Origin of the sequence: Lentzea sokolovensis, from assembly GCF_033949975.1 — a bacterium.
Lineage (GTDB): Bacteria > Actinomycetota > Actinomycetes > Mycobacteriales > Pseudonocardiaceae > Lentzea > Lentzea sokolovensis.
On record NZ_JAXAVU010000007.1, the window covers coordinates 322,766 to 335,887 of the forward strand.

Here is a 13,122-nt window from a genome sequence, read left to right on the forward strand (position 1 = left end):
TTCCAGCGTGACCTCCTCCCGGATGCGGGCCGTCCCGGCCGTGCGGCTAGCCTACGATGCATCCTAGTAGACGCTCCTCTGGCAGGTCCGCCCCGTGCATCCTCAGCTGTCCCCACAGGCCGAGCTCACCGACGTCCACGTCGACGTGCAGCGCACCGCCGTGCTGCGCGGACTGGACCTCGTCGTGGCGGCCGGCGAGGTGCTCGGCCTGATCGGTGCGAACGGGTCGGGCAAGAGCACGTTGCTGAACGTTCTGGCCACCCTGATTCCGCCGGTGGCAGGCACAGTCCAGGTGCGTGGTCCCGTCGCGTTGCTCGGCCACGCCCCGGCGCTCTACTCGCAGCTCACTCTCGGGGAGAACCTGCGGTTCGTCGCGAGGATGACCGGCCGGGACGACGCCGTGGCGGACGCGGCGCTGGCGACCGTCGGGCTCGCCGCGGCCGCGGACCGGCGGGCGGATCGCTGTTCACATGGCATGCGGCGGCGAGCGGATCTCGCGAGGGTTTTCGTCACGGAGCCGTCCTTGCTGTTGTTGGACGAGGTGCACACCGGGCTGGACGTCACGTCGGCAGCCTTGGTGGATCACGTGGTGGACGGTGTGCGGCGCCGAGGCGGGGCGTGCGTGGTGGTCTCCCACGACCGTGATCAAGTCGCGCGCCTGACGGATCGTGTGGTCGAGCTCGCCGCAGGGCGCGTCGCACCGGTGGTGGTCGCATGACGGCGTGGCGTCAGCTCGTCCAGATCGCTCGCAAGGATCTTCGCCTCGAGGCGCGGTCGGGCGAGGCACTGCTGGTCACCACGCCGTTCGGTGCGGTGGCACTGCTGTTCGTGCCACTCGCCGTCGGCACCGACACCCCGTTGCTGCGGGGGATCGGTCCCGGCCTGTACTGGGTGGTGGTCCTGTTGTTCGGCTTGCTCGTCACGTTGCGGACCAGCGCCGTGGACACGCCCGCCCAGATCGCCTTGCTGCGTCTGTGCGGAGTGCATTCCGTCGTCAGGCTCGCCGGTCGTGCGGCGGCGAGCGCCTTGCTGCTGCTTGCCTTCGAACTGCTGCTCGTGCCCGTGGCGGTCGCGCTGTACGACCCCGCGCCGCACGGATGGCCGTGGCTGCTCGTGGTGCTGCCGCTCGTCGCGGCGGGGCTCGGTCTGCTCGGGACACTCGCCGGCGCGCTCGCTCAAGGGCTCGACGGTCGCACCACTCTGGGGCCGGTGCTGGTGCTGCCGCTGGCGGTCCCTTTGCTGCTCGGAGCAACGCAGGCACCTGCGGCGGCCGCGCTGGGCCGCGCCCCGTGGCCGTGGTTGCTGCTCATGCTGACCGTTGACCTGATAGCCGTGCTCGCACTGTTGCTGGGCGCACCACACCTCGAGGAGGTGGCATGACACTGTTCGGCCGCCGGCTGCCGATCATCGCGGCCGTGCTGCTCGCTGTCGGACTCGTCGCGGGCTTGGTGGCACCACCAGACCGCATCCAGGGAAACCTCCAGCGGCTGATGTACGTTCACGTGCCCGCCGCCTGGCTGGCCTTCCTCGGCTTCGCGATCACCTTCGGCGCGAGCGTCGCCTGGTTGTGGCGGCGAAAACCCCGGTACGACCGGCTGGCCTCGTCCGCGGCCGAGGTCGGCGTGTTCTTCACCGGTCTCGCGATCGTGCTGGGGTCGGTCTGGGGCAAGCCGGTGTGGGGCGTGTGGTGGACGTGGGACCCGCGGTTGGTGACCACCGCGTTGATGTTCTTCGTCTACCTCGGCTATCTGGCGTTGCGGCGGGCGACGCTCGATCCGCTGGTGCGCGCCCGCCGGTCGGCCGTGTTCGGCGTGGTGGCGTTCGTTCAGGTGCCGATCGTGCACATGTCCGTGCTCTGGTGGAGGTCGCTGCACCAGCCGCCCACAGTGCTCCGGCCGGGCGACCCCGCCATCGACCACAGCATGCTGGCCGCGCTGCTGGTCAACGTGCTGGCGTTTACGGCGGTCTTCGCGTTGTTCGTGCGGGCGCGTGTGCGTCTCGCCGTGGCGCAGGACGAAGAGGACACCTTGCCAGGCCCGCTGGCAGGTGACGTCGTCACCGCACCTCGTCTGGAAGGAGTCTCCCGCGATGAGTGAGTGGTCCTGGGTCGTGCTGGGCTTCGTGATCGCCTATGGCGCGCTTGCTGTGTACGCGATCAGTTTGGTGCGCCGCTCGTGAAGCGCTACCGGCTTCTGGTCGTCTCGGTCGCAGGCGTCGTACTTGTGCTCGTGGGCTTGCTTGTCTTCGGCAACCTCAACCGCAATCTGGTCTATTACCTGACCCCGGAGGAGGCGGTCGGGCGCAGGGCGGACTTCCCGGACGGGCGCCGTTTTCAGCTCGGCGGACTCGTCCGCGACGGCAGCGTCGACCGTTCCTCGGGCGGGCTGCGGTTCGTGGTGAGCTCGGGATTGGACGCGACGAGCTCCTCGGTGACCGTCGAGCACACCGGTGCGCCCGCTCAGCTCTTCCAGGTTGGCATCGGCGTCGTTGTCGAAGGTTCCTGGCAGGGCGGCCGGTTCGTGTCCGACACGATGATCGTCAAGCACGACGAGAACTACCGTCCACCCGCGACGGAAGGTGCGGCACCGTGAACACCGTCCTGCCCTCCGCGGGCTGGAGCGGCGCGATGCTCGGCCTCGCTGCCTCCATCGTGTTGGCGCTACTGGGTTTCCGGGCTCAGCGCAATCCTGACCGCGTACGTCACGCACGCCTGCGGGTGACCGCGTGGTGCATGCTCGGCGGCGCCGTGCTGTCGATGAGCGCCCTCATCGGAGCCCTGGTCACCGACAACTTCGCGATGTCCTATGTGGCCGAAGTGCATTCCCGGTCCACACCGTTGTTCTTCACCATCACCAGCGCGTGGGCGTCCCTGGGCGGCAGTCTGGTGCTGTGGACGCTGGTGCTGGCGGGCTACACCGCCGTCGTGGCACGGCAGGTGCGCTCGGTCGAGGACCGGTTGGGCACCGGAGCACTGGGTGTCATGGGCGTGGTCGGGATCTTCTTCTTCGGTCTCGTCACCACGGTGGCCAACCCGTTCACCATCATGGCCAACCCACCTGCCGACGGACCGGGTGCGAACCCGTTGCTGCGCGACCACATCATGGTCGCGTTCCACCCGCCGATGCTCTACCTCGGGTTCGTCGGGTTCACCGTGCCGTTCGCGTTCGCGATGTCCGCGTTGCTGCTGCGGAGAGGAGGCGTCGACTGGTTGCGCCGCAGCCGCCGGGCCGGCCTCGTCGCGTGGAGCTTCCTGACCGGCGGGCTGGTGCTCGGCGCGTGGTGGTCCTACGAGGTGCTCGGCTGGGGCGGCTACTGGGCGTGGGACCCGGTGGAGAACGCCGCGCTGATCCCGTGGCTCGTGGCCACCGCGTTCCTGCACTCGGCCGTGGTACAGGTGAAGCGCGGAATGTTGCAGTCGTGGAACTTCGTGCTCGTTCTGGCGACGTTCGCGCTGACGATCCTTGGGACGTTCCTGACCCGCTCGTCCGTCGTCGTGTCCGTGCACAGCTTCTCGCAGTCCGCGGTCGGTCCCGCGCTGCTCGCGTTCTTCGTGCTCGTGCTTGGTGGCGGGTTCACGCTCTTCGCCCTGCGCGGCGAACGGATGGCGTCACTGTCGCGCCCGGAACGCCTCGCCAGTCGTGAAGGCGTCTTCCTGGTCAACAACCTGTTGCTCACCGTCTTCGCGTTCGTTGTGCTCACCGGCACCGTCTATCCCGTGCTGGTGGAAGCGGTGACCGGGGCACAGGTGTCGGTGGGCAGGCCCTTCTTCGACCGGATGGCGGTGCCGTTGTCGCTCGGGCTGCTGCTGGCGATGGGGATCGGCCCGTTCACGCCTTATCGGCACGCCACGTTCGGCGTGATGTGGATGCGTTTGCGCATCCCGCTGCTGATCGCGAGTTCCGCCGCCGCGGCGATGGTGCTGGCGGGAGTGCGCGATCCTGGCGTCGTCCTGGTGATGTTCCTGGTGACGGCAAGTGTCACGGCGACAGTCCGGCAGCTGGTCGTCACGGTGCCGCATCCGCGCCCCGCGGCGGTGTGGCGGTTGCTGAGGTCACAGCGGGCCTACTGGGGTGGCCAGCTCGCGCACCTCGGCGTCGCCGTGGTGGCACTGGCGATCGTCTCCTCCAGCGCCTTCGCGCAGCGCGCCACGGTGACCCTCGAACGGGGCGCCTCGGCCGAGTTCGCCGGGTACTCCGTGACGTTCGAGAAAACCGAGCGCCACGAGCTTTCCGACCGGACCAGCACCGACGCCCACATCGTGCTCAGGGAGGGCGGCCGGGTGGTCCGGGTTGCCGAGCCGCGGCTCAACGTCTTCGCCGGGCGCCCGCAGGCGGTGGGACAGCCGTCGGTCTGGCCCGGCGTCGCGCAGGACGTCTACGTGGCGCTCGGTGCGCTCGAAGACAACCGGGTGGTGCTCAACCTCTACCGATACCCGCTGATGTCGTGGTTGTGGGCCGGTGGCGCGCTCGTCGCGGCAGGCGGGTTCTGGGCTGTCAGCGGACGGCTACGCCGGAAGAGGACGGACGAGGAGGCTGCGCCGGAGGTGGTCTCCCGTGCGTAGGTTGCTGGTGCGGTGGGGGAGCGGGCTGCTGCTGGTCGTGCTGCTCGCCGTCACGGTGATCGGGTTGGCCGGCGGCCCAGGGCGCGAAACCGACCGCGCCTACGAGCTGGAACAGCGGCTGCGATGCCCGGTGTGCAAGAGCGTCTCGGTCGCGGACTCGCCATCGGACATCGCCCAGGCCATGCGGCAGGTAGTGCGCGACCAGATCGCTGCGGGCCGGACCGACGACCAGATCATCGATCACTTCCGGGCCCGCTACGGCGGCTGGGTGCTGATCGACCCGCCGATGTCCGGCAGGACTCTCGCGCTGTGGATCCTGTCTCTCGCCGCGGTCGCGTCGAGCACGACGTGGTTCGTGCTCCGCTGGAGGCGGCGGCCGGAACCGGTGGAACCGTCCACTGAGGACCGCGAGATGGTCGACGCCGCACTGGAAGAGATCCGGACGCGCGACCCGATCGAGGAACAGCCGTGACCGAGGACGTGGAACGCATCGAAGAGCGACGCGACCAGGCGTTGCGCGACATCGTCGACCTCGAGCGACAGGTCGAGGCTGGCGAAATCCCTCCCGCCGCGGCACAGCGGCTCCGCGACGAGTACGAGGCGGTCGCCGCCGCGGCCATTCGGCAGCTCGAATCGCCTGTCGCCCGCCGGGCACGGCGACAAGGACGGCGCGGTCCCGCGATCGCCTACGTGGTTGCCGCGGTGGTCGCGTTGTTCGTCGTGGTGGTTCTGTTGCCGGACCAGCTCGGCGAGCGGCCCGCCGGTGGCGCGGTGAGCGGCAACGAGGTGCTCCAGCAGCCGTCACGGGACCTTTCCGCGGTGACGGACGAGGAGATGGAGCAGGTGATCGCGGCGAACCCCGGCGTGGCGGGCATGCGGCTCGCGCTGGTGCGCAGGTACGTCGCCGCCGGTGCGTACGACAAGGCTGCGGCACACCTGGAGATCCTGCTCCAGAAGGAGACGGCCGACCAGGACCGTGCGAACGCGCTGTCCGTTGTGGACGATGTCCTGCGGCGTGACGGCGTACCCGCTGGGGTGCGTGATCGGTTCACCGCGCTCAAGGAGACGGGATCGCGATGACAGACACGAGGTCCGGGTGGCGCAAGGTCCGGTGGGCGGCTCTGGCCGTGGTCGTCGTCACGGTGGCCGTCGGTGCCGTTTTCGGTAGTCGCCTGGGCAAGGACCCGGCACTGGTCGACTCGCCGCTGATCGGGAAGCGGGTGCCGGCCGTCGCGTCGCCGAACCTGGAAGGCGGCGGCTCGACGTCGCTCGCCGAGCTGCGCGGCAACGTCGTCGTGGTGAACTTCTGGGCCTCGTGGTGCGTGCCGTGCCGCGAGGAGCACCCGATCCTGGTGGCCGCCGCCAAGGCTTATCAGGATGCCGGCGTCGTCTTCGTGGGCGTGAACTACCAGGACAAACCTGCCGGTGCGAAGGTGTTCCTCGACGAACTGGGACGGGGCCCCGCCGGAGCGTACCGGTACGTGCGTGACGAAGGATCGGCCTTAGCCCTGGAGTTCGGAGTGTTCGGGGTGCCCGAGACGTTCCTGGTCGGTCGCGACGGCACGATCGAGGCGAAGATCACAGGGAAGACCGATGCGGCCCTGCTGAAGAGCGCGCTGGACGCGATGCTGGACGGCCGCAGGCCCGACTCGCGAACCGAGGGTTCCGTGCAACCCGCTCCGGGAGGGTGAGATGAGGTGGGCGATTCTCGTCGTCGTGCTCGCCGTGGCGGCCGCTGTGGCGCTGTGGCCTAGGGACGACGCGAACGACGTCCGGCCGAGCCGTTCGCTTCCGGCGCAGGATGACGCGGCACTGGCCGAGGCGCGGCAGCGGGCAGCACTCGAACCCTGCCCACAGGCAGGAACCGGGTCATCCGCCGGCCCGCTCGCCGGTCTCACGGTGCAGTGCCTGGGATCTCCCGGCACCGTGGAGCTGGGCGGTGCGCTGGCCGGACGGACCGTGCTGCTGAACCTGTGGGCGTCCTGGTGCCAGCCGTGCAGGGAGGAGATGCCGGTGTTGCAGGAGTACTCCCGGCAACCCGGCGCCGTCCCGGTCGTCGGGGTCAACGTCCAGGACGTGCCCTCCGAAGCACTCGGCGCGGTTGTCGCGCTCGGCGTCCGCTACCCGAGCGTCGTGGACACCGGCGAAGCCGTCCAGAAGGCACTGGCCGTCCCACGGGTGTTGCCCGTCTCCTACGTCGTCCGGCCGGACGGGACGGTGCGGCAGATCACCGACCCATTGGTGTTCCGCACCCCGGATCAGGTCCGGGCGGCGGTGGCGGCGTTCGGTGCCGCGGGCTCGCCCTGATCGCACTTCCACAGGCCGAGGAAGTGGTTCGCCGCGGTCTGCCCGCATCATCTCGATCCACCCTCATCCGGCCGGGGTAGAGCACGACATGGAGGGTGAACAGCCGCCCCCACTGCGCAGCGCGAATCGAGGGTTGATCTCCAGCGCCCACGCATCCTCGGAGAAGCCGACGGAGGTCGGTCGACCCGTGGACGTTCGCAGCGGCGACTGAACCCGCGAGTAACATCCGTGCGCGCAACGTTCTGACCTGGAGATCCTGTGACCGACTCGAGCAAGCTGACCGTGTGCCGAGGCTGCTGCTGCGGCACCACGGAGAAGCACCCCGGCATCGACCACGAAGGCCAGCTGCGCACGTTGCGCGAGGGCGCCGGAGCCGGGAACGTCCGCGTCGCGGACTGCCTGGACTCGTGCGACTACTCCAACGTCGTGGTTGTCCGCCCGGCTCCGGCGGTACGTGCGCGGGGAACACGTCCTGTCTGGTTCGGCGGGGTGCTCACCGAGGAGGCGACCCAGGACATCCTCGCGTGGGTCGCAGCAGGCGGCCCAGGTCAGGCCGACATGCCGGACGGGCTCGCGGACCGCATGATCGACCAGAAGACGCTGCCTGCAGTCGACGAGGTTGCCGCCGGGGGTGGCGACCGGGTCGTCCCGCTTGGCGTGTTCGCTGATCGCCTGCGGCCACCGACGATGCCGTGATCCCTACCTTTCTACTATTCTGAATAGTAGAGTTGATCGGATGTGGATCGACCGCGAAATGGATGCTGCCAGGTCACGGCCGTGGCGACGGCACACCAGACCGCACGCGGTGCTGGCAGTGCTCCCTGTCGGCTGCTGGTCGGTGAGTCTCGTCCTGGACTTCACCTCCCGTTCGGCCGTCGACCCGGCGGCACATGTCCGAGGAGCGACCTCGCTGATCGGGTGGGGGCTGCTGGCCGCGGGTGCCGCCGGAGTCGTCGGTTTCCTCGACTCGATGCCGATTCCCGCGCGCACCAAGGCGTTCCGCCTGGCCCTGGTCCATTTCGGACTCATGACCGTCGCCTTCATCGCCTTCCTCACCGGCTATGTGCTGAGGAAAGCTGAGCCTCTCAACCAGCCCGTCGGTGTGCAGGCGCTGGTGGCGTCGTTGCTCGGCGCGCTCTTTCTCCTGACGGGAGTGGTCAGCGGAGTGTTGCTGGCTCATCGGCGCGTCTGAGCCGGCGGTCCACGACGGCCGCGCCCAGTCCGGCCACCACGAGCAGCACGGCGAGCAGCTCGAGCCACGGCGAGAGCCACACCGATGTGGTCGTGCGCAGGTTCACCCGCTCGACGAGGACCTGCTGCGTCCACGGCTCGGTCATGGCGGCGATCGACCCGTCCGGGCGGACGACCGCGCTGATGCCGGTGGTCGAGGCGACCACCGCGGGCCGGTTGTGCTCCACCGCGCGAACACGGGCCATGTCCAGCTGTTGCAGTGTCTCTCCGCGTTGACCGTCCAACATGTACGTGGCGTTGTTGGTCTGCACGACCAGCAACGCCGCACCGGCATTGACCGAAGACCACACCAGGCCGTCGTACGCGACCTCGTAGCAGATGACGTCCCCGATCCGGATGCCGCCAGCGTCCAGCGTGCCGTCGCCATCGCCAGGGATGAAGTCGCGCGGGATGTACTGCAGCTGCTGGACCCAGCGGAACAGCGACCGGCCGGGGACGTACTCGCCGAACGGCACCAGCTGCCGCTTGGCGTACTCGGCCACCGAGCCGCGGTCGGGCAACCACAGCTGGCCCACGTTGAACATGCGTCCGTCCTGGCGGACGATCGCGCCGATCAGCACCGGCCGGTCGATGGCCTGCACCGCGGTGCGGATCGTCTGGGCGATGGCCGGGTTGTCCCGCGGGTCGGTGTCGGTCGAGTTCTCCGGCCACACGACGAGATCCGGGGCGGCCGCTCGACCGGCCCGCACGTCCTCGGCGAGCTTCAACGTCGCCTCGGCGTGGTTCTGCGTCACCTGGCGGACCCGCACCTGCTCGGCCAGTGTCCGGCCGCGGGGCACGTTCCCCTGTACGACCGCGATGGTGAGGTCTCGGTCCGACGGTGCCGGCGCGGGCAGGGCTCCTCCTGCCATCCAGGGCAGCCCGGCGACGAGCACGACGACCAGGCCGGTCCGGCGTCGTGCGCCGGACAGGAGTGTCCATGCGAGTGCCGATCCGGTGAGCGCGGCGAGCAGGCTCAGCAGTGGAACCCCGCCGATGCTCGCCCACGGCAGTGACGGTGCGTCGGCCTGGCTGAACCCGAGCCGGCCCCAGGGGAATCCGCCGAGAGGGAACCGGCCGCGCACCGCCTCGATCGCGACCCAGCTCGCCGCGACCGCCACCGGCCACCACCGCAGCCGCAGCAGTTCCCGGATGAGGACGCCGTGCACACCCACGAACAGCGCTTGCACCACCACGAGGCCGATCCACGGCAGCAGGCCCAGGTTGGTCAGCCACCACAGCAGCGGGCCGAAGAACGCCAGTCCGAACACGGCGCCGAGCCCGAAGGCCGCCCGCGGGCGGCGCCCGGAGACGGCCAGTACCAGCAGTGCGGGTCCGAGTGCGGCCAGCGGCCACAGTCCGGCGGGTGGAAACGCCAGCGCGAGGCTGACGCCTCCTGTGACGGCGACGGCAGCACCCCGCCACGGTCCTCGGACGATCGTTCTGGTCAACACCGATGGCCACCTCATTCCTACTACGAATCTTAGTAGTAGTGGTGAGGCGTCCATCGGTGTGCCCTGTGATCCGGAGCCCGCCAGGCCGGTCGGCGCTGTGCCTGAGCCGGCGGACGGCGAGGTCCCCGAACAGAGCAGTGTCACGGCGGTGAACGGCGGGCGCCGCTGGACATCAACAACGTGTTTGCCGGGCTGAGCGGCCTCGAGGTCCACCTCGATACCGAAGATCACGTGCCAGGTCATGTCCGCCGCTCCACCGACCAGGCCCAGCATCACGCCCTCAGTGGTCACGAGCAGACATGGCGGTCCGGCTCGCGGATGTGCGAGCCGGACCACCGAGTCAGACGGTCTGCTTGTTCGCGCTGCGGAATCCCCGTAGGCGCAGGCTGTTGCTCACCACGAACACCGACGAGAATGCCATTGCGGCCCCGGCGATCATCGGGTTCAGCAGTCCCAGTGCGGCCAGCGGCAGAGCGGCCACGTTGTAGGCGAAGGCCCAGAACAGGTTGCCCTTGATGGTGCCGAGCGTCCGGCGCGACAACCGGATCGCGTCCACCGCGGCCCGGAGGTCGCCTCGGACGAGCGTGATGTCGCTGGCCTCGATGGCGACGTCCGTGCCGGTGCCCATCGCCAGGCCCAGATCGGCCTGGGCCAGTGCCGCGGCGTCGTTCACGCCGTCGCCGACCATCGCGACCACACGGCCCTCGGACTGCAGACGCTTGACCACGTCGACCTTGTCCTTGGGCAGGACCTCGGCGATGACCTCCTCGATGCCGACCTCCGCAGCCACCGCCTTGGCGACGGCCTCGTTGTCGCCGGTCAGCAGCACCGGCCGCAGTCCGAGATCACGCAGTCCGGCGATCGCCTCGGCCGATGTGGGCTTGACCGTGTCGGCCACGACCAGCACACCCCGTGCTTCGCCGTCCCAGGCCACCAGCACGGCGGTGCGGCCCTTGTCTTCCGCTTCCTTCTTGGCGGTGGTGAGCTCCTCGCTGAGCCGGATGCTCCACTCCTCGAGCAAGCGGGCGCGGCCGACGAGGACGGCGTGCTCGTCGACGACACCTTGCACGCCGAGGCCTTCCAGGTTCTGGAATCCCTCGACGGCGGGCAGCTCGCCGACACGTTCGGTGGCGCCGGTGGCGATCGCCCTGGCGATCGGGTGCTCGGAGGCGTGCTCCAGCGCGCCCGCCAGACGTAGCACCTCCTCCTCCGTCACGCCGTCTGCCGCGTGGACCTCGACCAGGCTCATCTGCCCGGAGGTGACCGTGCCGGTCTTGTCGAGCACGACGGTGTCGACGCGGCGGGTGGACTCCAGCACCTCGGGCCCCTTGATCAGGATGCCCAGCTGGGCGCCGCGGCCGGTGCCGACCAGCAGTGCCGTCGGCGTGGCCAGGCCGAGTGCGCACGGGCAGGCGATGATCAGCACGGCGACCGCGGCGGTGAACGCCGCCGAGGCGCCCGAGCCCGAACCAAGCCAGAACGCCAGCGTTCCAACGGCGAGTACGATCACGATCGGCACGAACACCGCGGAGATCCGGTCGGCGAGGCGCTGGACCTCGGCCTTGCCGTTCTGCGCGTCCTCGACGAGCTTGGCCATCTGCGCGAGCTGGGTGTCCGCGCCGATGCGCGTGGCTCGCACGACCAGTCGGCCGCCCGCGTTGACCGTGGCGCCGACGACGGTGTCACCGGTGGTGACCTCCACCGGCACGGACTCGCCGGTGATCATGCTCGCGTCGATCGCCGAGCTGCCCTCCTCGATGACGCCGTCGGTGGCGATCTTCTCGCCCGGTCGGACCACGAACCGGTCGCCGACCGTCAGGTCGTCGATGCTGATGCGCTGCTCGCGTCCGTCCCGCAATACCGCGACGTCCTTGGCGCCGAGTTCGAGCAGGGCACGGAGCGCGGCACCGGCGCGGCGCTTGGACCGTGCCTCGAAGTAGCGGCCGGCGAGGATGAATGTGGTCACGCCCGCGGCGACTTCGAGGTAGATGTTGCCCGCGCCGGACATCCGCTGGACGGTGAGTTCGAAGGCGTGCGTCATGCCGGGCGTGCCCGCAGTGCCGAGGAATAGCGCGTACAGCGACCACAGGAACGCCGCGCCGACGCCGATCGAGATCAGCGTGTCCATCGTCGCGGCACCGTGGCGCAGGTTCGTCCACGCCGCCTTGTGGAACGGCCACGCGCCCCACACCACGACGGGTGCGGCGAGCGTGAGCGACATCCACTGCCAGTAGGTGAACTGCAGCGCCGGGATCATGGCGAGCGCGATCACCGGCACGGTGAGCACCACCGAGGTGATCAACCTCTGCCGCAACGACCGCGTCGGATCCTCTTCGGTCTTTTCCGCGCTCCCGTCGGCCTGCGGGGGAGCCGGCAGCTCGGCCGTGTAGCCGGTGTTCTCGACGACCTTCACCAGGTCATCGGGCGTCAGCGACTCGGGGAAACTGACCCTGGCCTTCTCGGTGGCGTAGTTGACCGTCGCCTGGACGCCTTCGAGCTTGTTGAGCTTGCGCTCGATCCTCGCGGCGCAGGAGGCGCAGGTCATGCCGCCGATCGACAGCTCGATCTCACTTGCCGGTGAACTCATGGAGCGCGCCTCCTCTTCGATGGTGCCGGGCTCAGCCACCGTGACCACCGCCGTGGTTCTCGGATGATGTGGTGGCCGGAGCGGACGTGACAGGTGCGGCTGTGGCGGGAGCGGATCCGGTCGTGCCAAGGTTGAACTCGGCGGTGCGGACCTTGCCCTCGTGCTGGAAGTCCAGGAACAGGCGGTACCGGCCAGACGTCGGGACCTCGACCACGAACCTCACCTCTGGACCGGCGCCAGGATCGTCCTGTGGGTGCACGTGCAGGTAGGCGAGGTCGGCCAACCTCAACGCGACGAGGTGGCCGTTCGCGCCCAGATACCGCTGCAGGTCGGTGACCGGCTTGCCGTCCTTGGTGACGGTCGTGGTCACCAGGGATTCCGCGCCGGGCTTGAGATCCCCGTCGAGGCGGACCGTGTAACCGTCCACCGTGAATTCACGTGTGTCGGTGTCGTACTGCTTCGGCTCGTAGCTGCCGGAGACCTGGATGTCGGTGCCGAGCGTGGTCTTGGTGCCGTTCTCCGGCTTGAAGTCGGCGAAGACGCGGTAGCTGCCGGCGGCGGGCAGGGTCAGCGGTACCGACCACGTTCCGTCCGCGGCCATCTCCGGGTGGATGTGCTGGAAACCGGAACCGTCCCGGCGCACCAGCACGAGGTGCAGCCGCTTTTCGTGCTCCACGTCGAACTTCGTGACCGTGCCGCCGTCGGCGGTGCCGATCGTGAACTGGAAGGGCTGCTGCTCGCCGGCGGTCGCAGTGGTGCGCGACGGCTTGAACACGTAGCCGTTCTCCGCGACGGACAGACCGGGCGGCAGCTTGTCGTCGGTGTTGCTGGAGGTGGACTGCGCGGCGCCGTGGTCCATCGCGGCCGGCGTGGTCGCGCCACCGGACGGGCCGACAGCGGCGCCGGCAGCCCAGGCGCCGCCGAAGACGATCGCCAGCACACCCGCGTAGGCGGTCACCTTCGTGGCGGTGTTCATCTCTGGT

The 13,122-nt window shown here is 69.5% G+C and carries 14 protein-coding genes; 11 read left to right on the forward strand and 3 right to left on the reverse strand.

What is annotated here, in order from left to right; genetic code table 11:
- Positions 1-94: 94 nt before the first annotated feature.
- The 11 genes from SK854_RS13820 to SK854_RS13870 all read left to right on the forward strand — a co-directional run bounded on the left by SK854_RS13820 (position 95) and on the right by SK854_RS13870 (position 8,060).
- Positions 95-718, forward strand: coding sequence for an ABC transporter ATP-binding protein (locus SK854_RS13820; RefSeq protein WP_319975475.1), 624 nt, complete (start codon positions 95-97; stop codon positions 716-718).
- Positions 715-1,380, forward strand: a complete 666-nt coding sequence (locus tag SK854_RS13825; RefSeq protein ID WP_319975476.1) for a heme exporter protein CcmB — start codon at positions 715-717, stop codon at positions 1,378-1,380. The genes SK854_RS13820 and SK854_RS13825 overlap by 4 nt, the downstream gene beginning before the upstream one ends.
- Complete coding sequence (ccsA, locus tag SK854_RS13830; protein ID WP_319975477.1) at positions 1,377-2,096, forward strand: cytochrome c biogenesis protein CcsA; 720 nt, start codon at positions 1,377-1,379, stop codon at positions 2,094-2,096. The genes SK854_RS13825 and ccsA overlap by 4 nt, the downstream gene beginning before the upstream one ends.
- A gap of 78 nt (positions 2,097-2,174) precedes the next feature.
- Positions 2,175-2,591 (forward strand): cytochrome c maturation protein CcmE, encoded by a 417-nt coding sequence (locus SK854_RS13835; RefSeq protein WP_090011917.1) that lies wholly within the window; start codon positions 2,175-2,177, stop codon positions 2,589-2,591.
- Positions 2,588-4,561 (forward strand): heme lyase CcmF/NrfE family subunit, encoded by a 1,974-nt coding sequence (locus tag SK854_RS13840; protein ID WP_319975478.1) that lies wholly within the window; start codon positions 2,588-2,590, stop codon positions 4,559-4,561. The genes SK854_RS13835 and SK854_RS13840 overlap by 4 nt, the downstream gene beginning before the upstream one ends.
- Complete coding sequence (locus tag SK854_RS13845) at positions 4,554-5,033, forward strand: cytochrome c-type biogenesis protein (protein WP_319975479.1); 480 nt, start codon at positions 4,554-4,556, stop codon at positions 5,031-5,033. Before SK854_RS13840 ends, SK854_RS13845 begins: the two co-directional genes overlap by 8 nt.
- Positions 5,030-5,641, forward strand: coding sequence for a hypothetical protein (locus SK854_RS13850; RefSeq protein WP_319975480.1), 612 nt, complete (start codon positions 5,030-5,032; stop codon positions 5,639-5,641). The genes SK854_RS13845 and SK854_RS13850 overlap by 4 nt, the downstream gene beginning before the upstream one ends.
- The gene (locus tag SK854_RS13855) at positions 5,638-6,252 is read left to right on the forward strand and encodes a TlpA family protein disulfide reductase (protein ID WP_090011910.1); all 615 of its coding nucleotides are present in this window, start codon (positions 5,638-5,640) and stop codon (positions 6,250-6,252) included. Before SK854_RS13850 ends, SK854_RS13855 begins: the two co-directional genes overlap by 4 nt.
- A 1-nt stretch (position 6,253) precedes the next feature.
- Positions 6,254-6,868 (forward strand): TlpA family protein disulfide reductase, encoded by a 615-nt coding sequence (locus SK854_RS13860; RefSeq protein ID WP_319975481.1) that lies wholly within the window; start codon positions 6,254-6,256, stop codon positions 6,866-6,868.
- A 258-nt stretch (positions 6,869-7,126) separates the two neighbouring features.
- Entirely contained in the window at positions 7,127-7,564 is a 438-nt protein-coding gene (locus SK854_RS13865; protein WP_319975482.1) for a hypothetical protein, read from the forward strand.
- Between the two features lie 40 nt (positions 7,565-7,604).
- Entirely contained in the window at positions 7,605-8,060 is a 456-nt protein-coding gene (locus tag SK854_RS13870; RefSeq protein WP_143027960.1) for a DUF2231 domain-containing protein, read from the forward strand.
- On the opposite strand, the gene lnt is transcribed toward SK854_RS13870, so the two are convergent.
- The 3 genes from lnt to SK854_RS13885 all read right to left on the reverse strand — a co-directional run bounded on the left by lnt (position 8,026) and on the right by SK854_RS13885 (position 13,115).
- Complete coding sequence (lnt, locus tag SK854_RS13875) at positions 8,026-9,552, reverse strand: apolipoprotein N-acyltransferase (protein WP_319975483.1); 1,527 nt, start codon at positions 9,550-9,552, stop codon at positions 8,026-8,028. The two genes, SK854_RS13870 and lnt, sit on opposite strands and share 35 nt — an antisense overlap.
- 340 nt (positions 9,553-9,892) lie before the next feature.
- Positions 9,893-12,139, reverse strand: coding sequence for a heavy metal translocating P-type ATPase (locus tag SK854_RS13880; RefSeq protein WP_319975484.1), 2,247 nt, complete (start codon positions 12,137-12,139; stop codon positions 9,893-9,895).
- A 31-nt stretch (positions 12,140-12,170) separates the two neighbouring features.
- Positions 12,171-13,115, reverse strand: a complete 945-nt coding sequence (locus tag SK854_RS13885) for a hypothetical protein (RefSeq protein WP_319975485.1) — start codon at positions 13,113-13,115, stop codon at positions 12,171-12,173.
- Between the last annotated feature and the right edge of the window lie 7 nt (positions 13,116-13,122).